Source organism: Mesorhizobium sp. M0106 (assembly GCF_040322715.1).
GTDB lineage: Bacteria > Pseudomonadota > Alphaproteobacteria > Rhizobiales > Rhizobiaceae > Mesorhizobium.
This window is the reverse complement of the sequence record NZ_JAMYUA010000011.1, coordinates 52,715-74,780: the sequence shown is the minus strand read 5'-3', so window position 1 is coordinate 74,780 and position 22,066 is coordinate 52,715. Positions and strand designations below refer to the sequence as shown.

General features: G+C 61.6%; 23 protein-coding genes and 2 pseudogenes. 12 read left to right on the top strand and 13 right to left on the bottom strand.

Annotated elements, in window-relative coordinates; all coding sequences use genetic code 11:
* The first annotated feature begins 78 nt into the window (after window positions 1-78).
* The gene (locus NKJ55_RS13505; protein ID WP_352450325.1) at window positions 79-1,251 is read left to right on the top strand and encodes an MFS transporter; all 1,173 of its coding nucleotides are present in this window, start codon (window positions 79-81) and stop codon (window positions 1,249-1,251) included.
* Window positions 1,252-1,440: 189 nt separating this feature from the next.
* Here NKJ55_RS13505 and NKJ55_RS35615 read toward each other — a convergent pair whose 3' ends face one another.
* Together NKJ55_RS35615 and NKJ55_RS13495 are read right to left on the bottom strand one after the other, a co-directional pair.
* Window positions 1,441-1,698 carry a hypothetical protein gene (locus NKJ55_RS35615; RefSeq protein WP_502894554.1) on the bottom strand — a complete coding sequence of 86 codons (258 nt, stop codon included), beginning with the start codon at window positions 1,696-1,698 and terminating at the stop codon, window positions 1,441-1,443.
* Window positions 1,673-1,804: a CBS domain-containing protein gene (locus tag NKJ55_RS13495; protein ID WP_352450421.1), complete on the bottom strand. Its 132-nt coding sequence runs from the start codon at window positions 1,802-1,804 to the stop codon at window positions 1,673-1,675. Before NKJ55_RS13495 ends, NKJ55_RS35615 begins: the two co-directional genes overlap by 26 nt.
* A 140-nt stretch (window positions 1,805-1,944) precedes the next feature.
* Between NKJ55_RS13495 and NKJ55_RS13490 the strand changes: the two genes are divergently transcribed.
* A complete protein-coding gene (locus NKJ55_RS13490; RefSeq protein ID WP_352450324.1) occupies window positions 1,945-2,331 on the top strand; it encodes a hypothetical protein in 387 nt (128 codons plus the stop codon).
* On the top strand, window positions 2,328-2,852 hold the full coding sequence (locus NKJ55_RS13485) for an RES family NAD+ phosphorylase (RefSeq protein ID WP_352450323.1): 525 nt from the start codon (window positions 2,328-2,330) through the stop codon (window positions 2,850-2,852). The genes NKJ55_RS13490 and NKJ55_RS13485 overlap by 4 nt, the downstream gene beginning before the upstream one ends.
* Window positions 2,853-2,884: 32 nt before the next feature.
* Here the strand turns inward: NKJ55_RS13485 and scpB are convergent, their stop codons facing one another.
* Window positions 2,885-3,622, bottom strand: a complete 738-nt coding sequence (scpB, locus tag NKJ55_RS13480; RefSeq protein ID WP_352450322.1) for an SMC-Scp complex subunit ScpB — start codon at window positions 3,620-3,622, stop codon at window positions 2,885-2,887.
* 2 nt (window positions 3,623-3,624) lie between these two features.
* The gene (locus NKJ55_RS13475) at window positions 3,625-4,629 is read right to left on the bottom strand and encodes a DUF1403 family protein (protein WP_352450413.1); all 1,005 of its coding nucleotides are present in this window, start codon (window positions 4,627-4,629) and stop codon (window positions 3,625-3,627) included.
* Between the two features lie 169 nt (window positions 4,630-4,798).
* Between NKJ55_RS13475 and NKJ55_RS13470 the strand changes: the two genes are divergently transcribed.
* The 5 genes and pseudogenes from NKJ55_RS13470 (at window position 4,799) to NKJ55_RS13450 (ending at window position 7,587) form a co-directional block, all read left to right on the top strand.
* The gene (locus NKJ55_RS13470; RefSeq protein WP_031195575.1) at window positions 4,799-5,056 is read left to right on the top strand and encodes a type II toxin-antitoxin system VapB family antitoxin; all 258 of its coding nucleotides are present in this window, start codon (window positions 4,799-4,801) and stop codon (window positions 5,054-5,056) included.
* Window positions 5,056-5,442: a type II toxin-antitoxin system VapC family toxin gene (locus tag NKJ55_RS13465; protein WP_352450412.1), complete on the top strand. Its 387-nt coding sequence runs from the start codon at window positions 5,056-5,058 to the stop codon at window positions 5,440-5,442. Before NKJ55_RS13470 ends, NKJ55_RS13465 begins: the two co-directional genes overlap by 1 nt.
* A complete protein-coding gene (locus NKJ55_RS13460) occupies window positions 5,439-6,572 on the top strand; it encodes a site-specific integrase (RefSeq protein WP_352450321.1) in 1,134 nt (377 codons plus the stop codon). Before NKJ55_RS13465 ends, NKJ55_RS13460 begins: the two co-directional genes overlap by 4 nt.
* A gap of 130 nt (window positions 6,573-6,702) precedes the next feature.
* Window positions 6,703-6,904 (top strand): annotated as a pseudogene (locus NKJ55_RS13455) (IS66 family transposase); the annotation flags it as partial.
* A gap of 125 nt (window positions 6,905-7,029) precedes the next feature.
* On the top strand, window positions 7,030-7,587 hold the full coding sequence (locus NKJ55_RS13450) for a dihydrofolate reductase family protein (RefSeq protein ID WP_352450320.1): 558 nt from the start codon (window positions 7,030-7,032) through the stop codon (window positions 7,585-7,587).
* Window positions 7,588-7,757: 170 nt separating this feature from the next.
* Here the strand turns inward: NKJ55_RS13450 and NKJ55_RS13445 are convergent, their stop codons facing one another.
* The 5 genes and pseudogenes from NKJ55_RS13445 to repA all read right to left on the bottom strand — a co-directional run bounded on the left by NKJ55_RS13445 (window position 7,758) and on the right by repA (window position 12,458).
* A complete protein-coding gene (locus tag NKJ55_RS13445) occupies window positions 7,758-8,252 on the bottom strand; it encodes an RES family NAD+ phosphorylase (RefSeq protein ID WP_352450319.1) in 495 nt (164 codons plus the stop codon).
* A pseudogene (locus NKJ55_RS13440) lies at window positions 8,249-8,637 on the bottom strand (MbcA/ParS/Xre antitoxin family protein). The gene NKJ55_RS13445 and the pseudogene NKJ55_RS13440 overlap by 4 nt, the downstream one beginning before the upstream one ends.
* 217 nt (window positions 8,638-8,854) lie before the next feature.
* Window positions 8,855-10,060 carry a plasmid replication protein RepC gene (gene repC, locus NKJ55_RS13435; protein ID WP_352450318.1) on the bottom strand — a complete coding sequence of 402 codons (1,206 nt, stop codon included), beginning with the start codon at window positions 10,058-10,060 and terminating at the stop codon, window positions 8,855-8,857.
* Window positions 10,061-10,215: 155 nt separating this feature from the next.
* Entirely contained in the window at window positions 10,216-11,181 is a 966-nt protein-coding gene (gene repB, locus NKJ55_RS13430; protein ID WP_352450317.1) for a plasmid partitioning protein RepB, read from the bottom strand.
* A 74-nt stretch (window positions 11,182-11,255) separates the two neighbouring features.
* Entirely contained in the window at window positions 11,256-12,458 is a 1,203-nt protein-coding gene (gene repA, locus NKJ55_RS13425) for a plasmid partitioning protein RepA (protein WP_352450316.1), read from the bottom strand.
* A gap of 623 nt (window positions 12,459-13,081) precedes the next feature.
* Between repA and NKJ55_RS13420 the strand changes: the two genes are divergently transcribed.
* Complete coding sequence (locus tag NKJ55_RS13420; RefSeq protein ID WP_352450315.1) at window positions 13,082-13,264, top strand: hypothetical protein; 183 nt, start codon at window positions 13,082-13,084, stop codon at window positions 13,262-13,264.
* A gap of 322 nt (window positions 13,265-13,586) precedes the next feature.
* Here NKJ55_RS13420 and NKJ55_RS13415 read toward each other — a convergent pair whose 3' ends face one another.
* From NKJ55_RS13415 to NKJ55_RS13400, 4 genes are all read right to left on the bottom strand, one after another.
* Window positions 13,587-14,294, bottom strand: coding sequence for a hypothetical protein (locus NKJ55_RS13415; RefSeq protein ID WP_352450314.1), 708 nt, complete (start codon window positions 14,292-14,294; stop codon window positions 13,587-13,589).
* The gene (locus NKJ55_RS13410; RefSeq protein WP_352450313.1) at window positions 14,291-14,860 is read right to left on the bottom strand and encodes a hypothetical protein; all 570 of its coding nucleotides are present in this window, start codon (window positions 14,858-14,860) and stop codon (window positions 14,291-14,293) included. Before NKJ55_RS13410 ends, NKJ55_RS13415 begins: the two co-directional genes overlap by 4 nt.
* 287 nt (window positions 14,861-15,147) lie before the next feature.
* Window positions 15,148-15,381, bottom strand: coding sequence for a hypothetical protein (locus NKJ55_RS13405; RefSeq protein WP_352450312.1), 234 nt, complete (start codon window positions 15,379-15,381; stop codon window positions 15,148-15,150).
* 604 nt (window positions 15,382-15,985) lie between these two features.
* Window positions 15,986-17,389, bottom strand: a complete 1,404-nt coding sequence (locus NKJ55_RS13400; protein ID WP_352450311.1) for a recombinase family protein — start codon at window positions 17,387-17,389, stop codon at window positions 15,986-15,988.
* A gap of 325 nt (window positions 17,390-17,714) precedes the next feature.
* On the opposite strand from NKJ55_RS13400, the gene NKJ55_RS13395 reads away from it, so the two are divergent.
* The 3 genes from NKJ55_RS13395 (at window position 17,715) to cysK (ending at window position 22,003) form a co-directional block, all read left to right on the top strand.
* On the top strand, window positions 17,715-19,001 hold the full coding sequence (locus tag NKJ55_RS13395) for an ROK family protein (RefSeq protein WP_245278794.1): 1,287 nt from the start codon (window positions 17,715-17,717) through the stop codon (window positions 18,999-19,001).
* A gap of 207 nt (window positions 19,002-19,208) precedes the next feature.
* Window positions 19,209-20,387: an MFS transporter gene (locus NKJ55_RS13390; protein ID WP_352450310.1), complete on the top strand. Its 1,179-nt coding sequence runs from the start codon at window positions 19,209-19,211 to the stop codon at window positions 20,385-20,387.
* A 122-nt stretch (window positions 20,388-20,509) separates the two neighbouring features.
* Complete coding sequence (cysK, locus tag NKJ55_RS13385; protein ID WP_352450309.1) at window positions 20,510-22,003, top strand: cysteine synthase A; 1,494 nt, start codon at window positions 20,510-20,512, stop codon at window positions 22,001-22,003.
* The last annotated feature ends 63 nt before the right edge of the window (window positions 22,004-22,066 follow it).

Below are 22,066 nucleotides of genomic sequence, written 5' to 3'. Positions count from 1 at the left end.
CCGAGTTTATTCGCAGAAGAAGCATCATTCTCCAGATCCCCCCTGTAGCGCGAGGCGCGTCCGTGGCAGAACTTTGGCATGGCACGCCTTGGCCCGCTGCTGGCATTTTTAGCGCTCTATGCCGCAATGTATGCTGCATTCGGGACAGCGTCCCCGTTCTGGCCACGGTATTTTGAGGCGCGCGGCCTGACACCTGAAGAGCTGGGCGTTCTGTTCGGGCTAGGCAACGCAGCCCGGCTGATTGCCGGACCGCTCGCCAATCGAATTGCAGATCTTCTCGGTGCCCTCCGCATCACCCTGGCGGTCTGCATCGGGATCGCGGCAGCGGCGACGCTTGGGCTGGCTGCCGTGCAAGGCGTCTTTCTTCTGTTGGTCGTCTATCTGGCCCAGTCAGCCGGGCTGGCACCGATCACAACCCTCGCCGACGCCCTTGCGGCGCGCGCATCGGTGCGCGAGCCGGGTTTTGAGTATGGTTGGGTGCGGGGTGCGGCATCAGCGGCCTTCGTTGCTGGCACCCTCGCGGCTGGCCAGGTGCTCGGAGTTTTCGAGCTGGATGCGATTATATGGATGTACGCCGCGCTGCTCGCCGGAGCGTTGGCTGCCGCCGCGCTGGTGCCGGAATCAGACACCGGCGCCGAGCGGGCTGCGGACCCGGTCGGGCAAAGCGTAATCGGCGGGCTGCGCGAGCTGCTCGGTCTCCCGACTTTCCGGCGCATCGTCATGATTGCGGCGCTGATCTATGGCAGCCATGCAATGCATGACACCTTCTCGGTCATCCGCTGGACGGCGGCCGGGGTCGGCACGGCGGCGAGCAGCATACTTTGGTCGGAAGCCGTCGGAGCGGAGGTGGTGGTGTTCGTTGTGGTCGGGCCGATCCTGCTGCGCCGGCTTGGCGGGGCCGGGGCCGCTGCTCTGGCCGCGGTGGCCGGAATCCTGCGCTGGGTCGTGGAAGCGGAAACGGCGGCGATCTGGATGCTTGCGTTCGTGCAACCGCTTCACGGCATTACCTTCGCACTGCTGCATCTTGCCTGTATGCGTGTTATCGCCAGCAGCGTGCCGGCACATCTTGCCGCCACGGCGCAGGCCCTTTACGCGATCGGCCCGGGGCTGGCCACCGCGGGCCTTGTCTGGGTATCAGGTCAGCTTTATGGAGCCTATGGCCCGCCCGGGTTCCTCATGATGGCGGGACTCTGTGTGCTGTCCCTTCCGCTAGTAATTGGACTTCGTGAAAGGCCCCCACCATCGGATTGACGCGTATGAGGGCGATGGTCGCCGATTGTGCGAGCTTCTCAGCCAAGGGGTGGTAGCGGCGGAATGGGGAAGATGCCAGAGGGGCTCGTCAGCGCCCTCGAGCTTCGGCTTGAGTATTTGCACAAACGAGTCCAGCGGGGGGGTTATACCGAAGGCGGATGGGAAACAGCGACTGGAAGACAAGATCGTTCAGGATGCAACAGTCACGGTGCTCAATGCATCTATGAAGGCGACTTCTGCGGTTTCTCCTACGGGTTCCGGCCCGGAAGAGGACCACACGGCGCATTGGATGCCCTGTACATCGCGATTGACCAACGGGAGGTGAACTGGATCGTAGACGCCGACACCCAGAACTTCTTCGGGACGGTCAGTCAGGAAAGGCTGGTTCGCTTCATCGAACACAGGATCGGCAACAAGCGCATCATCCGCTTGATCCGCAAATGGCATAGACATGCTCGGACATGACCTCGCGAACGGTCGTGTTGCCGGCTGAGCGCTCCTCGGCGACACCGCGCATCACGATATCGCGGTCGGTCACCATGCCGACCAGCATGTCATTCTCCCGACCGGAAGGGCGCCGAGATAGTCGGCCCGCATTTTCCGGGCGGCAACCGCTATGAGAAAGGACCTCTGTTCACTTGCTATGCGCTTTAATGTGCATATATTGTGCGTATGAGAGGTCGGAGATTTGCCATGACCCACGCACAGCTCGCACATTCCGCGGTGGTCTCAGGCTTTGTCGATAGCTTGCAGGAACCACGCACGCCCTATATCTCGCCGAAACGCCTGTCGCAGGCCCTCGGCGTGAAGGTGGCCAACCTGGCGCAGTTAACCGGTGTTCATCGCAACACGCTGCGCAATCCCGCATCGGAACGCCTGCAGGGCCGGATGCGCGAAATGGTGAAGGTGATTTCGGCCGCGACGGAACTCACCGGTAACGTCGACAAGGCGATCTACTGGTATCGCAACGAGCCCATCGCCGACTATGGCCATCGCACGGCGGCCGAGCTCGTTGCGGACGGCCAGGTCGAGGCGGTTCTGGCCTTCATCAGGGATCTCGAGAACGGGGCGCGCGGGTGAGAATCACCCACGTCGGCCCGGACGAGATCTTTCACCGCTATTTGACACCCAAATGGGCATTCCTGCCCATCAGCGGTGCGGGCGCGGCGATCGACGGCGGCCGCTTCAATCGACCGGGCGTCGAGGCGCTTTACCTGTCACGCGCGCCGCAAACGGCCCTCGGTGAATACAAGCAGGGCGCCAGCATCATCCCGCCGGCCACCCTTGCAGCCTACAAGATCACGCTCGCCGAGGTCGCCGACCTTTCGCAGGGGTTCGACCCAAATGTCTGGGACGACATCTGGCAAGGATGGGATTGTGCGTGGCGCCAGATCGCCCGCATCGACAGGAAGGTCCCGCCATCGTGGAAGCTCGCGGACCTGGTCATCACGGCTGGGCTTCGCGGTATCCTGTTTCCGTCGCTGCGCCATGCCGGCGGCACCAATCTGGCGATCTTCTCGGCCAATCTTGTCGAAGAGGATCGCGTCGCGGTCCATGATCCCGATCATCGGCTGCCGCACGATCAGTCGTCCTGGCCCTGAATTGCCGCCTCTCGCCAAGGGCGCAACGACCTCTAGGGCACTTGGTCCTCAACGCGGTCAGCCTCTAAATGTTCCTCTTCGCCTTCCTCCTCCTCGCTCGCCAGCCCGGCCGGAATTTCTCCCGCCAGCAGCTTCTCCTTGCTGAGCAGTCCGGCGTCCTCGAGCGCCTCGAAATCGGGCAAGTCGCGCAGCGTGTCGAAACCGAAGTGCGACATGAAGGCTTTGGTCGTCACGTAGGTGTAGGGGGCGCCGGGCTGTGGGCTGCGCGGTCCCGAGGTGATGAATTCCTGCTCGCGCAGTACGCCAATCAGATCGCGTGAAACCTCCTTGCCGAAGAAGGATGACAGCTCGCCACGGGTGATCGGCTGGAAGTATGCAATGCACATCAGCACCAGCGCCTCGAACTGCGACAGGGGTTTTGACCGCGTTCTATCCGCGCCCTGGCCCGTTGCTGTGCCAAATGCACCGCGAATGACGTCGGCAAACGCTTTCCTGGTTCGGTGCTGCCATCCTCCGGCGACCGACACGAGCTCATAGGGCCGGTTGCGCAGTTCCTCGCGAATGTCGTCGATGATCAGATCGACGTTGCAGCTCTTTCCGACGACCCGCGCCAGCGTCTCACGCATGACGGGCTCGCTGGCGGCGAAGATGACCGCCTCAATCCGGCCCATCCATTCACGCCAGCGCAGCTCCGACGGCAGGTGCTCGAGTTCGGTATCGACCAGCAAGCGCTGGTTATCCTTTCGCTGAGTTCCCGTCCGGTCCGCCATCGCTACAGCCCATAGAGCCGGAAGGTCGGCCGACCCGACAATTCTCGCACGGCGCCAAAGTCGACAAGCCTGTCAAACAGGCGCCGCAGACCTCGCTCGCTCATGCCAGGAATGGGCTGGGACGCGACAATCGCATCGTCGGAGAGCAGTTTTTCGACTACAGCATCCGATCCCTTTGCCCGCAGCTTCGGTGCAACGGCGATGAGCCGCTGGGCACGACGATCGAGCTCGGCCGAAAGCTCGACGGCCCGCAGCGCGGCGCGCGCCTGAGCCACAAGGAGGCTCTGCACGCTCTCCCGGCCTGGCCCCTGGTCCCTCTCCGCCAGGCTGGTTATTCTCGGTCGCACGCCACGCGTGTACCCGCCCGATCCTGACTGCGCTCCCAGCAGCGGCACCGCATATTGCCAGCCCAGCCGTTGCGCGAGCAGGACGTCGGCGAGCCAGGACCCGAAACTGCGTCCGAAGCCATGGCGCTCAGCAGCCGCGAAGGCGCCGGTCAGCACCGCGACAACGCCCTCCGCCCCGGAAAGCTGGCGGAGATCCTCGATCAGATCGCTCACCGCCTCGTCGTCGCCTCCGTGACCGAGTTCGTCCAGCGCGGCGGCGAGCACAGCTTCCGTCAGCAGATCCTCTGCCGGCAGCAAAGTCAGCCGGCGCCAGGCGAGCAGGATGCGGCCGGCCGGCCCGACGTCATCGCCGGGACGGGTCAGACACACCGCGTCACGCAGGGCGCCGTCATCCTCGACGCGGCCGGCCTGCTTCGCAGTTGCCGCAGCCGCCGAAAGCGCCAAGCGCTGCCGCCAGGCGCCGGCCCATCGCTCCTGCCGGCGCACGACAGCGTCGAGCGCGCCGATCGTTGCGCCTGCCACAACCGCAGCCTCGTCAAGGCTTTGCGGGCCGTCGACCGCCCGTCGCAACCAGGACGGCACCGGCGCCACGGTGGTGACCAGTTCGATCCCGGCAGGGTGAGCATTGTGGCGGAGCGACGGCTTGGGGCGAAGAATCATCGTCAATGAGGATGAACGAGCGCGGCGCTTCTGGCAACGATAATGCGAACAAACCGCCGCGCCCGTCGTAGCTCCACAACGAACGATAATGTTGCATTATCATTCATCCTTTACGAGGCTAGGGGTCCATGGTAGAATTGGTCAGAAAGGTAGAATTTTGGAGTCTTTCGTGTCCCTGAACATCAAAAATCCAGCCACCGTTGCTCTCGCCGATGAACTCGCACGCCGCCAGGGTATCAGTAAGACAGCAGCCATTCATCAGGCCCTGAGCGAGCGCTTGCATCGCTTGGGCTTTGGAGAGACCGCGCAGGAGCGTCTGCTGGCAGAATTGCGCGCCATCCGAGAAAGAGTTGCACGATTGCCTGAACTGGATAGCCGCAGCGACGAGGAGATCATCGGGTATGACGAGCATGGAATCCCTAATTGATGGTGATCGATACCTCAGCCGTTGTAGCGATCCTTCGGAGCGAGCCTGAGGCAGCAAGGCTGGAACGAGCGCTGGTCTCCGACCCAATCCGTCTGATCCCGGCAACCTGCGTGCTCGAGGCACGCATGGTGCTGGTCAGCAGGCGCGGCGAACACGCGTTGGCTGAGATCGATCTTTGGCTGCGCAAAATCGAGGCCGACATCATTCCTGTCGACTCCGAATTGGTTGATCTTGCGACCCAAGGTTGGCTGACTTACGGCAAGGGCCACCACCCAGCGGCGCTGAATTTTGCCGATTGCCTCTCCTACGCTTTGGCAAAGCGCGCAGACGAACCGCTGCTTTTCATCGGCAAAGACTTCTCCCAAACGGATATCGAAGCGGCATGAGCAAGACTGACGACGCTCCAAGATCATCGGCTGCTTCCGGCGATGACGACATGCCCGACATCGTCGACGTCGTCATGGAGATGGGCGATGCCGACCACGGCTCGCCCCCTCCCCTTCCAGCCATCGCCAATCCCAGCCTGCCTGCGCATCTTGAGGCGCTCGCCGGCCGCGCGCGCGATTATATCGAGGCGGCGAGTTCGGCCAACACGCGCCGTGCCTACGCAGCCGACTGGAGCCATTTTTCGAGCTGGTGCCGGCGCCAAGGCATCGAGATGTTCCCGCCCGATCCTCAGGTCCTCGGGCTCTATATCGCCGCCTGCGCGTCAGGTACGGCCACTGGCGACAGAAAGCCCAACACCGTTTCAACCATCGAGCGCCGGCTTTCGTCGCTCTCCTGGAATTTTGCCCAGCGCGGGCAGCCGCTGGACCGTAAGGACCGGCATATCGCCACGGTGATGGCTGGCATTCGCAACACCCACGCCTCCCCTCCCCGGCAGAAGGAGGCGATCCTGCCCGAGGATCTGATCGCCATGCTCGAGACCCTCGACCGCGGCACGCTCCGTGGTCTGCGCGACCGCGCCATGCTGCTTTTGGGTTTCGCCGGCGGCCTTCGCCGATCCGAAATCGTCGGCCTCGACGTCGGCAGGGATCAGACCGAGGACGGACGCGGCTGGGTCGAGATTTTTGCCGATAAGGGTCTGCTTGTCACATTGCGCGGCAAAACCGGCTGGCGCGAGGTCGAAATCGGCCGCGGCTCCTCCGACCCCACCTGCCCTGTGGTCGCTCTGCAGACCTGGCTAAGACTGGCGCGCATTGCGCACGGACCTCTGTTCCGGCGCGTTGCTGGTCAAGGCAGAGCGGTCGGTGTCGATCGCTTGAACGACCAGGAGGTCGCACGCCTGGTCAAGCGCGCGGCCCTGGCCGCCGGGGTGCGCGGCGATCTGTCGGAGGGCGAACGGGCCAAGAAATTCGCCGGCCACTCACTGCGCGCCGGCCTCGCCTCGTCGGCCGAGGTCGACGAACGCTATGTGCAAAAACAGCTCGGCCATGCCTCCGCGGAGATGACCCGCCGCTACCAGCGCCGCAGAGATCGCTTCCGCATCAACTTGACCAAGGCTTCCGGCCTCTAAGGAGGCAAAAGCCCCCTCCCCTGCCGTTCTTGCCTCTCGGGATCCGCGCACGCCTTCCACCCTCGCTAAATGAATTGGTCACTTCTGTCGTTCGGGACCGCCCCTGCCCATCCGGCCTGTTTCATCGCCAGGCAAGTCCTGGCTGTTCTGCGGTTCGGATCGCGGCGGCCAGCGCGCGGCGATCCTCTACAGCCTGATCGTCACCGGCAAGCTCAATGACGTCGATCCTCAGGCTTACTCGCTGACGTCCTGGCCGGCATCGCTGAGCACCCCGCCCAGCAAAGCTGCCGTGGAACTGGCGGTCCGGCGCCGAGCCACCGCGGGCTGCGTAGCGCTCTAGGGTAACGTCCGGAAGTCGGTACGGGCCTTACTTCGTGTGCCGACCCATTGCGGAAGTTCAACATCAACGCGAGCAATCGGCCTTCATGTTCTCCATTGTATGGCTTAGACTCGCCGCATGGGACTATTGACCTTCAGCATCAACGTCACCCTGGACGGCTGCGTCGACCACCAGGAGGGAATTGCCGACGACGAGACGCACGCCTTCTTCACCCGCCTTATGGATGAGGGCGGAGCAATGCTGTGGGGTCGCGTCACCTACGAGATGATGGAGAGCTACTGGCCGGCAGTCGCCCGCGGCGACGAGGAGGCGCCGCCGGCGATACGCGAGTGGGCGGTCAAGCTGGAGGCCAAGCCGAAGTACGTAGTGTCATCGACGCGAAAGGCCTTCCCGTGGACCAACAGCCACCACATCGGCGGCGAACTGCGCACGGGCGTGCAGAGGCTCAAGGACGCGACCCCGGCCGGCGTGCTCCTCGGTAGCGGCAAGCTCGCGACCGAGCTGGACCGGCTGGATCTAATCGACGAGTACAAGCTCCTCGTGCACCCCAGGATCGCGGGCCACGGCCCGACCCTCTACCAGAGCGGGCTGCCCAGTACGCGACGGCTCGAGCTGATCTCGGCCAAGCCGCTCCGCAGCGGCGCGGTCGCCATGCATTACCGGCGCGCGCGCTGACCCAGCGCAGCCTCTTCGCGCCCAACTCGCGGGCCTGCGGGTCATAGGAAGCCTTCTCGCCGCGCAACACGGCATACCCGCTGCTTCTGCCATGGGAGCTCGGTTGATCAGGCCCCAGGCCTTGTGGGCAATGGCGGCTTCCCACCCCGCCCGGAACTTCGTCCTGTCCGCTAACGGGACATAGGCGCCGCGGTGCTCACCGGATGGGTACGAAGATCCGGGCCCCAGTCCCATAGCACCAGATTGCGGTCCTCCGTCTCCGCGCCCGGAGCAAAACTCGACACCAGAATTCCAGCGATGCCTTGAGGCTGCAGCCGGTCATAGATGGACCAGGATTCAGGTCGCTCGCCGTTACCGAGAGCCGTGGCCCAGGCGCTGGCCATGTCCGTAAGCGTGACAGAAGATTCTCCCCTGCCCTGCTCGCTCGTCAGACCAGTGATGTCCTCGCAGTCCACCTCATAGGAGCACAGCACGCAGGGGTCGATGCGATGCGCGAAGCTCTGGTTGGCTTCCTTGACTGCCGTCATGACCGTCAGCGCCAGATAGAGCGCGGGCACACCTTCGGGATTGAACCGAGCACCCCTGATCGCCGCTCCATCACCGGAACTCGGCTTGAACGCCCAACGTGGATCATGCGCCCTGTAGCACGTTCCGACAAACCTCAAGCAAAGCCACCCAGGGCCATGTGATCGAGGTAGTCGCGAATAGCAGCTGCCTTGCCTTCCTTCACGAGGGCTTCGGCGGTGCGTCCACCGAATGCCGGCAGCGGCTGGGCTCGGTACCAGGCCATGGCCTGTTCCTTGCCGCCCGCCCATTCCGTCACGCGGCTGATGATCTCGAGCATCTCGCGCAGACGGCTCTGCGTCTTGGCCGTGCGGCTGCGCTCCAGCCGATAGAGGGTTTCACGGGCAAGCCCGGCCGTCTGAGCCAACTGACCCTTGGACATTCCAAAGCTGTCGGCCACCTGGTCAACGGCAATTTTCCCGGCCCGGTCCATATAGACAAAACCAGGGGTTCATTCTGCACGGATACCTTGAGGGCCTTCCCCATGGAGTTCCTTGTCATATTAGTCGCCGCTTTACTGTGCAAAACATATGGCGCTTATCAAGCCCGCAGGCGCATGACGTTGCTTGGTGGCCTCTGATTGCGTAGACTAGCTTGCGAGCTGCTTGGCACGTCGATCTCACAACACCATCTTGCCATTCGCCTCCTCGACCGCGCGCGGACCACCAGCAACGGCAGCATTACGCACAAGAATTTTCAGCCCTTAGCCGGTCATTCTTGCCGTCGTGCCATTGACCTTGAGTGCTGCCATCAGCATCGGTCCGACCGAGAACTGTCCTGCCCTCGCCTTTTCGGTCAGCACGCGTAGATAGCCCCCGGCCGAGTTGATATGCTGCGCCCTTTGCAGGATACAGGCAATCACGATCGCGGCGACCTCCTGGCCCATCACATGGCAAGCCTCCTCATACGCCGAGGGCGAGACGCCAAGGTAGCCGCGCACCTGGGCGGCGGTAATCATCAAATCGCGCCAGCTTGCGATTCCGTGGGCGGCATAGTCGGCAAGTTCGGGGCAGGCCTTCAGCACAAGTCCTATCGGGAAGCCTTTCGGCTTCTCGGCGTAGGCCGTTCTTGGTTCGACCGTCGCCCTGCTTTGTTCTAAAGCTGGTTCAAATACAAAAGTGGAGTCTGTGTTTGAATCAGATTGCTGCCGCTCGTTTTGGGACTCATTGCCGATAGGATTCGTGGAATTCATGAAGCTTTCCAGCATCATATCCACTTCGTCGTGCAGCAAGGAGAGCTCCGCGACAATCGCTTCCAGCTCCGACAGCCCTGCCCGCCGAGGAATAGCATCCACGCTTGCTCTGAACCGCCTCCAAATGGTTCCCCAGTCGCCAGGAGCGCCCTCGTCGATCGCTGCTTCGACCAGCTTGTGAATGTCGCGCCGGTGGAGGGTGATCCGCTCCCGCGTCAATTTGAGCGCCCGGCTGTCGGCGCGGACCTGCTCGGCAGCCTGCTGAAACTCCGCGGCGCGTGCAAGCAGTGGCGCCAGCGAGAACCCGAACGCCTCCTCGACTGCGCCGCCCTTTGCCTTGCGAGCGAACCGTTTGCCGTTTGGACTGTCTCGACGGATGATCAGTCCGCTATTCACCAGTTCGGCCAGGTTCCTGCGCAGCGTGGAATCGGCCATGCCGTGCGCCCGCAGTGACAACTGCGCGTTCGAAGGAAAGACCATCAGCCCGTTTTCTTTGCTGATCTGATCGTCCGGATAGAACGACAGCAGTCCGCTGAGGACGGCCAGGGCGCGATCTCCCACGCCTATGATCGTCTTGCCCTCGCAAAGCCAGCGATACACCTGCCATTTCTCGACGGCGGCCCCTTCAGGAATCTTCCGTGATGCCGCGTTCGCTTGCACCAAGGCAAGCGTCATCGGCCGCCGCCCAAAGGGCGTCGTCGCATAACCACTCTCCATTTCCTCGCCTTTCAATCAGGCAAAAGAAAACTGCTCGTCGAAACGACGCCAACGACTCTTGACAGTGATTCGGGGAAATGCGATTCTCAGCTTGCTACAGACCTGAGAAGGGCTTCCGCGACGGTGACGTTCGGGGGCCTTTTTCTTTTGCGGTTTCAGTCTCCTGTTTTCTTTGCCGTTTCCGATGCCCTGAAAGCGTCGAAAAGCTCGTCGAGCTTGTCGGCGATGAATGCGCCGAAGGGCGATGCATCCTTTGACTTCAAGGCAAGCGTAAACACCTTTCCCGTATCGGTGATCTTGGCCCGGACCGACTTGTCCTGGGGCACCCAGGCCTTTTCCTGAGGCTTCGATGCGGCTCGCGGCTGCTTCACCGGCGCATTCAAAAAGTCGAACAGACGAGCAAAACGAGCGTCACTGCCCGGTTCGGCGAAATCGGCACTTGTCACGTACTCTGCCGCCCGCTCGGCGGTCCCGGGATGCTCCATGAGCTTGGCAAGCTGCCACCAGCGGTCCCGGCCTATGCTCTTGGCGGAGCCGACGGCCACAATGACCTGCTCGGGAATATTGTTGGTCACGGAGCGCATTTTCGAGAAGGTCGTATCATCGAGCGCAAGGGCCGACTTCACGGTGTCCGGCGAATGGCCCCGCTTGAGAATGCGATCGGCAAAAAGCGTCCTTTCGATGAAGGACAGGTTGGCCCTGGCAGCATTCTCCTGGCCCTGCGCGATGACATGGTCCTCATCGCCGATCTTCTTGACGACTGCACGAACGGGCCTGCCCAGCTGGCGTGCGACCTTGACGCGCCTGTGGCCGAACACGGTCTGAAACCGGCCGGAACTATCCGGGTGGGGCCTGACCAGAATCGGAGAATCCTGCCCTCGCTCGCGAATCGCCGCCAGCAGCTCATGAAATGCTTCATCGTCATCGTCCATGCGGTCCGAGACGAATGAGGTGTCGACCAACGCCGGATCGAGATCGACGACCGAACTCTTAGAGAGCTCCTCGAATGACTGCATGATCGACCGGGATGCCCCGCGAACCGCATAGCCCGAGACATCCCCGCTGTCGGCGACTGACGTCGCGGGGCCCATCACGCTGCCGAATACATCCTTGCGCGCCATTCAATCACTCCGATTCGCAGCTAGTCGGCTGATTTCACGAGCAAAATCCCCATTTTTTACTGCCGTAAAATGCGTCATGACCGTCCCCATGCGCGATGGATGAGCGCGACAATCTCGGAATTCACCGCGTCCAGCGATTCGAGTGCCCGTTCGTAGGTCGAACGGGTAAAAGACGACTTTTCCACCTCGTAGAGCGTCTGTTTCGTCAGTCCTGCATCCGAGATTGCCGTCGACTTGAGCATGGGATTCTCAAGGATCTGGCCGGCAAGCATCGATTGCATGAAGCCGACCATCTGTGCCTGGGGAATGTCGGTGGGTTCGTAGCGCGTGATCAGATAGCGGAACCAATCCAGCTCGATCGCAGCACCGGCGGCCTTGATGGTCTTCAATATGCCGCCGAGCATCAGCAGGAACTGGCTCATCGACATTAGGTCGAGCATCTGGGGGTGGACGGTGATGAGAACCGACGTCGCCGCCGACATGGCGGTCAAGGTGAGATAGCCAAGTTGCGGCGGGCAATCGACCACGACGACATCATAGCGCTCGTCGACCTCGGACAAGGCCTTTGCAATCCTGGTGAAGAACTGGCGGCCAACGCTGGACGATTTGTCCTGCATGGCAAGCGGCGTGTCGTACTCATACTCCTGCAGCTCGAGGTTGGCCGGGATGATATCCAGGCCCGGAAAATTGGTAGGCACGATCACGTCGGATATCGGCTTGCGCTCGTCGTCGTACCGGATCGCCTCATACAAAGAGAGATTGCGATCGAGTTCCGGCTGGAAGCCATGCAGGGCCGAAAGTGACGCCTGCGGGTCGAGATCGATGGCAAGCACGCGGTGCCCGGTCAGCGCAAGGTGCTGGGCGAGGTGGGCAGCCGTTGTTGTCTTGCCGCTGCCGCCCTTGAAATTGACGACAGCAACCACCTGGAGCTTGTCTCCAGGCTTGCGGTGCGGGACGTATTTTTTTACCTCGGTCCTGCCATGCCGATCCAGAAAATGGCGCAGTTCAAGCATCTGTTCGGCGGTATAGGAACGGCGTCCGGAAGGTATCTGCTCGGGCAGGGGGCCTTTGCCCTCCAGATGGAGGCGCTTGAGATTGTTCTGCGAGACCCCAAGGTAGTGGGCCACTTCCGCCAGCGAAAAAGGGCGAAGTGTCTTTGTCGCATTTGGCGGAAACTTCTCCATACGGAGCTGGTTAAGCCGCCGCGATATCTCTGCGCCTTGCTCGAGGATCTTGTCATCGAACTCGAAGCGTGGCAGCCGCATGGAGATGTTCATTTCTGTCGAAACCTGAATTGGCGCTTTTTGTGAGCAATTCACTCAACAAGCGCCATTAAGCTCCGATTCGGCCCGCTCCGGCAAGAAGTTTTGGGTTAACAAAAGGTTAACGTCACTGACCGGCTTTTCTTGCTGCCAACTGCTCTTGCCATCACGAAGGCAGCTGCTCAGTTTTTTGAGCGCGGTACTGTCTTGCTATCCAAGCTAACGGCATGTTTTCTCTGTCATAAGCATCATATTTTACGGCAGTAAATCGGGCACACTCAGAGGCGGGATGCAAGTGCCGGCGGGCAGGGCAGGGCAGGGCAGGGCACCGGATCCGATGGCACGTGGCCGGTTGGGTTCGTTGTCGGTTAGGGTAAGCTGCTCAACGCCAGACTGACTCTTTCAGCTCGAGGAGCGGACCGGCTGGGGGCGAGGCCGATATCGGAATAGACGACTACAATGAGGGCCGTGAGGGGAGACCGTTGACGGAGTGGGTGAAGCCCTCCTCAAGGCCGAGGTTAAGCCCGATCAACATCTGGAAGCATACTTTCCGGAACGAGACAGCCTCGAGTTCCTGCGGAGAACGCTCCCCGGTCCATAGCGGCAAAGCTCGCTCTCAACACCGTGGCGCACTGGACTTGGAGCACCTGCGTCAGCACGGCAGCAGCGGCGTCGTCGAGTTCGCCGCGCCTTCCGGCGAAAGCACCGACACGCCGGTGCCGCGGCAGTTCGGTGTCGTCCTCCTCATCGCTCAACATACCACGCCACCGGTCCTGCTCCCGGGCAGAAGTGCGGGAGAAGCCCAGTTGCAAACTGAGTGAATATAAACGCCGGGCCGTCAGAAGGATACCGCGACCGGATCGGCGAGGGCCGCCACGGCGTCGGGCACGCGTTCACATCCGCAGCCCACAGGCCGGAAACCTCAAGCTGCGCATCAGGACCGTTTTCGTCCTTAGTCAACGGCCCCGAAGCAGCGCATCAGCCGGCGCTTTAAGGCCGCTACGAGCAGCTGGCTCGAGGCACCAGAATCGCTGCCAGTACGAATCATAGGGCGGAGCCAGCGCGTGTACCGACACGACCATGGTCGCGGTTGTCCGGAGTTCTTGTGTCTTGCTTGGTGTCCAGTCGACTTCGAAGACCAGGTCAGCCACCGCTGGCATATTCGGTTATCGCGATGAATCGCTGGCGCACAATCTCGACCCGGCCTTGCGGCCCTCTGATATTGCCTTCCAGAAAGTCGTCGAAATCTGGGGCTGCAAGCATGTCTTTGAACTGGTCGCCGATATAGCTACGGACCTCGTCTTCCGCGCCTCCCAGCTCAGCAACCAACTCTTCTCGGCCGTCGACGATCAAGAGTATGTCCTCGGCATCCCGGCTAGAAAGCAGATCCTTTCCACCTCTGCCTAGGTATGCCTCCAGCTTCGTCGCGACGAAGAGTGCCGGTGTCAGGCGACGGATGATGAGCTTATCGTCCAACGGACAATCGACCGCCGTCTCAATACCCGCTTCATACCAACGATTGCTGAATCCGAGGATTTTGGGATCGTCCGGCATGAAGTCGACTTTGAGCCGGCCAAGATGCATTCGGCAAATGACACTGTCGTTGGGTGACTCCGAGAAACCCCGCTCTCGAAGCCGTTCCAGGAGCTGCGCCCATTCCGAAAAGCCGGCCAGATCGACAATTAGGTCGACGTCGTCAGTCGCCCTGACATCCTCGAGCGTGATGGCATCGGTGATGAAAAGGGCGGTCGTACATCCGCCGACGAACACAAGACGCTTGCGCAGGTCATCGCCTAGAGCTTCCGCGACAGCCCTTAGCATTGCTAGTAGCTGGCCTTGGATGCTGGTCATTTCTGCGCGAGCCTTTCCGCAAGACGCTCCGCCGCGAGGCCAGCCTCGCGCTGGTTTCCGAGTCTTATTGCGTCCGCAAGGGCAAGATACTCGTACAGCCGATCATCCCTTTGAACGGCTTCAGGAACGCTTTTAAACATCGGCGTCACCGATTGTCCCATGTCGCGGCCGCTGGCATAGGGCCACACATAGATGTAGCTGCCAGCGCTTATTAGCACGTTCTTTAGGATGGGCGCCGCAAAAGCGGTCGGGATTCCGCGCTGCATTGCTCCGGGCTTCGCTGGAAAAACGAACTTCAACCCGTGCACGATGAAATTCTGCAGGTTCCTGCGGCTCGGCTTCGCTCTGCCCGTATCTCTATCCCTGGCCGCGATACCGGAGGCAAGACTTCGATTGATGGATGCATTGACCTCCGTCTTGCTTATGCCAAGAGAAGACTCCAGATTGCGGACCGAGTATGGATCCTGGCCCTGCGCTTCTGAGCGCAGAGTTTCGACACCTTTTTCTTTCTCCTGCTCCTGAAGGCTGATGAGCTTGAGCAGGACGACGATGTCCTGGCTTTTCATTTGATTCCGATCCGCTGTCCGTTGTCCGAGGACCACGGACACCTACACGGGGAGTGCGGTTCTGTCAAAGAGTAATCAAGAATCCTTGCAGCTTACGTGGCCCAATAAGAATTCGACCGCATTCAGAATAGAGCAGTCCGCGTTTTAATTTAAGGCGATCCCGCTGCGCTGATCCGTCTTGAATTTCGGCGCCTTCATCGAAAAACATTGCAGTTCCGCCTACTGTTTTTCCCGAAAAAAATATCGAGTTCTGGCAACGTTGCGGAATGCATTATTGCGAAGTGAAGCTAATCCCCGTCGAGCGCGCGGCGCAGCAATTCGACCAGGCGTTCGATCGCTTGGCTGTGAGCAGAGCCGGTCGGCCGCCGTGCGAAAAAATCATCAACGCTGATCCAGTTGGTCGCGTCGGTGCTCGTCCCCGGTGCCACACATTCAATATAAAGATGCAATTCGTCTGGTTCAAAGACAACCATCCAGTTTCCGCTGTGGTCCCCCGCAAGTCGGTAGGTCAGTGTGCTCATGGCAAGCAACTCCTCACCGCCAGCTTGCCTATCCGCCCTGAGATTTCTATCCTCAGAAATCGGTATTGACGCCTCAGGCGAAATCTGCCGCCACGCTCCGCAAGAAGGCGAGCGTCAACGCGGTCGCCATGTTGTCTCGCGGCCGCGCCTGGCTCTCGCAGACATATCGCAATGCGCCATCAGGTGTGCGGCGCACCTTGCATTGATTCTCGGGTTCTCCATGCAAGGCCTCTCCACAGGGCAGACGACCGCGCAGGAACGCTTCACCATCTTCCTGGCATTTGGTGAACCGGACGGCTCTTCAACGCTTAGGAGCAGGCAAATATCGCAATCCAGGTAAGGTTCCCAGCTATGGCCCGCTCGACCCCGCCACGATCTCAGCCTACCGCTCCCTGGGATCTCCCCAATCCGTCTATGTTCAGATGTTATGGCGCTTCGGTTTGATCCGTTCAGAGCGCATGGGAGAGGTGCGGGCCTGTAGGGCAGGAGCTGGCACCGTCCGTTCCGCCGCCCTAGTCGAGATCAGGTGGGAGCGGCGGGACGGCTGCGTGAGGAACAGAGTCGGGGCTCCTCATTGAAGAGCCGCAGCTTCGGTCTGTTCGTATCATGCGCCTTTTTCGCCCTGAGCATTTGAGACGTCGCGTCGCAGCCTTTCCGGGCCGCTGGGCCGTATACGCGCTACCGCGCTCAGCTTTAGCTCCGACTCCAGTCCTGGAAAGCCAGCCAGCGTATAGGCCGCGGCCATCGAGCCAAACCGCTTTTTGAACACACGAGATATGGGCAGATCGGAGTCCGCATTAATCAGCGACAATGTGAGGTGCCCGTGAGCGGCGCGCAGCCGCCGAAATCCGTCTAGAAGCTCTTCGTCCGAGTACTTTCGCAGAGCTCCCCGCCGATCCGGTACGTAGCCGACCGCCGCATAGACCGCCTTCAAGCTGCCGAAAAGCCGGACATAGCACTGTCCCGACGCAGTATACGGACAAGCATTGATCACGGTGAGGCTGAGGCGTTTCTTCTCTTTCAATAGCCGCTTCAGGTTTTTGAGCATTTCGAGCTTTGTATAGGTGTACCCGCGCTTTCCCCTTGCGAGTTGCGCCCTCTCGAATATTTGAACCGTTACAATCGGCTCCATGACCCGGATTCGGACCCATTTATCGGGAGTGTTTGGCTTGGATTGGCTACTCATACTGTGCGACGTTCGGTTGTAGACATAGTAGCCTATCATCAACTCGCTTTTGAGGAGGGATGCGACGCGCCCGGTCGTCCACACATCGCCGTATGTGGAGGGCACTCCTTCCTTGTTCAGACGAACCGATATGCCGGCCATGCTCTGCCCTTCAGCAACAAACATGTTGAAGATGCGCCTAACAAGCTCGATTTCGTTTGGCGGGCCGGGCACAAGGAGAACGCGGTCGCCAGCGAGCCCTTTCTGTTCTCCAGAGCCGAGAAGGTAACGGGGCTCCCCATCTTTATCCAGCAACAGTCGCCTGACGCCGTAGGGCACAGGTCCGCCCTGGCTGAATCCGAGACGAGCCTGCTGCAGGTGCGCTCTGGAGACCTTTGCGGATAGCTCGCGGCTGTACTCGCTTGCCATCACCCGTTTCATATTCTTGAGGATTGCAGAGACCATGCTGCCGTCGTTCTCGAATTGTTCGCCGCAATATTCCACCGCGACGCCTGCGTCACGACAGAGAAACTCGTAATGAGCGGACTGGTCCGTATCCGGAAAGCGGCCCCAGCGGCTGACGTCAAGAACGAGGATTGCCGAGAAAGTCTTTTGGCCAGTCATGACATCGGCCAGTAACTGCTTCAGTCCGTCGCGACCTCTTATGCTCAGGCCGCTTTTCCCAGCATCTTCGTAGGTTTGGACGATAGTGTATCCGCGCCGCTCCGCGTACTCTGTAATGGCCATCGCCTGGTTCTCCAGCGAATAGCGTTGATGTTCAGTGGACATACGAATGTACTGCGCCGCACGGATAGGGGGCGCTGTCTGCAACTCGAAAGCCATGGGGTCTCCTTGGGCTTGAACAACCCCAGAGACACGAAATGTCTTTCAGAACTCTGTCGCATTCTGTGAATTCCCATTCGGCGGCCACGAAATTGGGAGCGCAGATCTCCTAGCAAACGGATGATTGGACAGCGCAACGACCGGAAAAGGGATGCGGTGAGGTGCGGGCGCCCAAGGGGTTTTGGCAGCAGAATCAAGGGGCAGCTTTTCCCCGCACTCGCGCAAGTCCTTGCCTTCCTGGCAATGCACGAGTTTGTTCCCTGCTCGCACAAAGGGCTCGAAACCGGTAAGGTCCTGGGTTAGAAGAGCTGGCAGGATGCCCCGTATGAAAAATCCGACGATGGACGATACCGACGATGGGCGCCCGAATGGCGGACGCAGCGCTTTGTTCACGCCGCCCGGCGATGCGTCCGGCGCGGAGCGGGTTTCGCGCCGGCGCAAGGCGCTGCTGTCCTCCTCGATGGTCGGCTCGACCAATCGCGGCCGTGTGCTGCAGGCCCTGTTCGATCTTGGGCCGACGAGCAGGGCTGAACTAGCCCGCCTGGCCGGGGTCAACCGCACCACCATTTCCGGAATCGTGCAGCCGCTGATCGACGATCAGGTGCTGGTCGAGAGCGATCCGGTTCCTCCCAGTCCGGGCGGCGGCAAGCCGGCCCGGCCGCTGTGGTTCTCGCCCAATGCCCGTCCGATCTGCGGTGTGCTGCTGATGCCGGATGCCGTGCATGCATGCGTGGCGACGCTCGACGGCAAGATCGAATCGGAACGCAAGATGGCCCTGCCGGACGGCAGGGGGCCGGTCCGGCCAATCATCGAGGCGATCGCCGAATGCGTCGGCGACACTCTCTCCAGGGCGCGGCGCATGCCTCTCGGGATCGGTGTTGGCGTCGGCGGCATGGTTGACACCGATCGCGGGTCGATCGTCGCTGTCAATCTCGCGCCGGCGCTCGACCGCTACCCGCTCGCCGACGATCTCGGGCGACGCTTCGGCCTGCCGGTCAAACTCGACCATCATCCGCGCGCCTTGCTGGTCGGCGACCGCTGGTTCGGCGCCGGGCGCGGCGTCAGGCAATTCGCGGTCGTCTACACGGGCGAGGTGCTGGGCGGCGCACTCTATTTCGACGGGCACCTCTATCGTGGCACGGCAGGCGCAGGCGGCGAACTCGGACACACTTTCGTGCAGCTCGACGGCGAGCCCTGCCGCTGTGGCAGGCGCGGCTGCTGGGACACCATTGCCACCTTGAGCTGGCTCCGGCGCGAGGCCGCCCGCGCGGCTCTGCCCGAGCCAGACCTGATCGACTCGGCCCGCCTCGTCGACATGGCGGCGCGGCGGCTGCCGGGAGCGGCTGAGCTGCTCGACCGCTATGCCCGCAACGTCGCCGTAGGCATCGCCAATCTCCAGCAGACGGTGGCGCCCAACATCTTCATCATGCATGGCGATGTCGTGCTCGGCGGCGATTGCCTGCTCGGCGCAATCGCGGAGCATGTGCGCAGCATGGTTCCGACACGACCGGGCGGCGCCATCGAATTCATTGCCGGCGATGCAGGCGACCGGGCCGCCCTCGTTGGCGCAGCCGGTCTGGTGATTTCCGAGCTGCTGCAGCTTCCGATCTAGTACCGCCGTTTCCACGGCCCGCGTTGGAGCTTTCCACGCTGACGCACACGCCTGCTTCCATACCGCTGGCCGATGACAGCCTCGAAGAGGTCGTTCGAGGGCAGGAACATGTCGAATCGTCAATCATTACCAACTGGAGGCAGGGAGGTTCCCGACAGCGCAAGACGGCTACGCGGCCTGTTGGCTGCGGCCGGCGCCACGACCGCCATGGCTTTCGGATTTGGCAGCCTGGCGCTCACATCCGTCTTCATCAGACCGCTTGAGGCGGAGTTTGGCTGGTCGCGAGCCGATATAAGCCTTGCCTACACGCTATCGAGCGTCGGCATGGCCCTGGGCGGGCTGTTCTGGGGCCGGCTTGCGGACCGTTTGAATATCAGAACACTGCTATTCATCGGCTCGGCCGGCATGGTGATCGCGCTCGCCGCGCTTTCCTTCGCCACTTCGCTCTGGCAGATCTATGCGGCCAACTTCGCTTTGGGCGGGCTAGGTTTTGCCTGTCTGTACGCGCCGGTACTTGGCGTAACCGGACTCTGGTTCGACCGCCGGCGCGGCCTGGCGATAGGGATCGTCACAGCAGGCGGAGCCCTTGGTCAGGGCATACTGCCCTACGCCGCAAATGCATTGATCGACGGTGTCGGCTGGCGCCTCGCATACGCGATCATGGCTGTGGCGACGACGGCTGCGCTGGCGATCTTCATGCCGGCGGTTCAGGCGCCGCCCGTAGATCGGATCCTTGCCGCACCGGTGCGTTTTTCAGTGACGCCAGGCTTCCAAGGTGGCCATCTTTCCCCGGTGACGCTGCTATCTGCCGCAGCCTTCCTTTGCTGCGCCTGCATGGGCGTCCCGCTGATGCACCTCACGAGTTTCGTCACGGCCGTGTGCGGGTCTTCGGATGTCGGATCGCTTAGCGTGTTGATCGCCATGCTGTTCGGCGCCATCGGGCGGATCGCATTCGGGCTCCTCGCCGACCGGGCAGGCAACCTTTCTGCCTACGCCCTGGCGTCGTTTATTCAGACGGCATGCGTTGCGATTTTTCCCGCGCTTGACCAGCAATTGAGCCTGCTGGCGCTGTCGGCGGTTTTCGGCCTCGGCTTTGCCGGGAACATGACGTGCCTGATCCTTTGCGTGCGCCAGTTTGCGCCAGCCGAACGCTTTGGCCAGTCACTCGGCATCGTCATGCTGATCGCCTGGGTGGGCATGGGCGTGGCCGGCTATTTCGGCGGTTTCGTCTATGACAGCTTCGGCAGCTATGGGCCTGCTTTCCTGGTGGCATCTGTCGCAGGCGCGGCCAATCTCGTGGTTCTGGGCCTGTTGGCGGCATCATCCGGCGCAAGAGCGCAGGTCCCATTATGCGGCCGCCTTGCGGATCCTGCGATGAGGCGCTGATTCAAACGTCGAAACTCCGCTTAATTCCACCTTGGTTCGAACGCTGCAAACCACGGCCTTCCTGCCAACCTCAGAGATCGAAGAGGGCGGAGCACCGTCATCACCAGGCAAGGACAGCTGAGATGAGCAGTATCTACGACAGCATTCTCGACACGATCGGCGACACGCCGGTCGTCCGCCTTTCCCGCATCAACAATGGTGCCGCTTCGCTCTATGCCAAGATCGAGGCGTTCAATCCTGGCGGCTCGGTCAAGGATCGTCTTGCCGCCGCGATCATAGAAGAAGCGGAGAGTTCCGGTGCACTTCGGCCTGGCCAGACGGTGATCGAGGCGACGAGCGGCAACACGGGCATCGGACTTGCCATGGTTTGCGCGCGGAAAGGCTATCCTCTCGTCATCGTAATGCCGGAGAACGCCAGCCTCGAACGCCGCAAGCTGATGCGTTTCTTCGGTGCCAAGGTCGTGTTGACCCCTGCCGTCGAGCGCGGCAGCGGCATGCTCGCCAAGGCGGTCGAGCTGGCCGGAGCGCACGGCTGGTTCCTCTGCCGGCAATTCGAGACGCCCGTCAACGCCGATGTCCATGCCCGCACGACAGCGCTCGAAATCATCGCGGCATTCCAGGACCGTCCACTCGACTACTGGGTCACCGGCACCGGGACCGGCGGAACACTTGCCGGTGTGGCGCGAGTGCTCAAGCGCGAGCGGCCGGAAACGCGGATCATAGTCTGCGAGCCCGACAATTCGGCGCTGCTGTCGAGTGGCATTCCTCAAACTTTCGATGAACAGGGGCTGCCGACTCGGGCGCATACTCGGTTCCGGCCACACCCGATGCAGGGGTGGAGCCCTGATTTCATTCCGCAGATCGTCGGCAAGGCGATGGCTGACGATCTTGTGGACGAGATCATACTCGTTTCAGGCGCCAGCGCTCTGGAAACCGCGCGCCGGCTTGCGACGGAAGAAGGAATACTGGCGGGCATCTCCGGCGGAGCAACTTTGAGCGGGGCACTGGAAATTGCTCGACGCGTCGGCCCGGACCGGAACGTGCTCTGTATGTTGCCTGATACGGGTGAGCGGTATCTCAGCACGATCCTGTTCGATCACATCAGCGAGGACATGTCGCCCGCCGAAGAGGCGATCTCTCGCTCCACACCCGGCTACCGCTTCGACCGGCCGCCGTCCTTCGCCCTTTCATCGGCACCCGTAAACGAAATCCAAATCGATCAGTCGGCGCATGCGATGGTCGACAAGGCGATCCATGATCCGGAGCGTCCGGTGGTCATGTTCGCGCTGACATGGTGCGAATTCTGCTGGACGGTAAGAAAGCTCTTCGACCGTGCCGGAATCGCCTACAGGTCCATCGAAATCGATACTCCGGAATTCCAGAAGAACGGCCTGGACGGGGAAATCCGCAAGGCCCTGAGGGCCCGGATCGGTTCGCCTACAATTCCGCAGGTCTTTGTCGGCGGCGAGCATATCGGTGGCTGCATGGATACGCTTGCGGCCTGGCGGGACGGCACGCTCGCCGCCCGGCTGGAGTTTGTCGGCGCAAACTACACGCCCGGCGCATGCGCAAATCCCGAGAGCCTGCTGCCTCGATGGGTGCGCGCGGCAGCGTGAGATCCCGCCTCCGGGTCTTTTCAGAGTGCCGTCGCCACCATCAAGCGAGCGGAACGGGCGTGA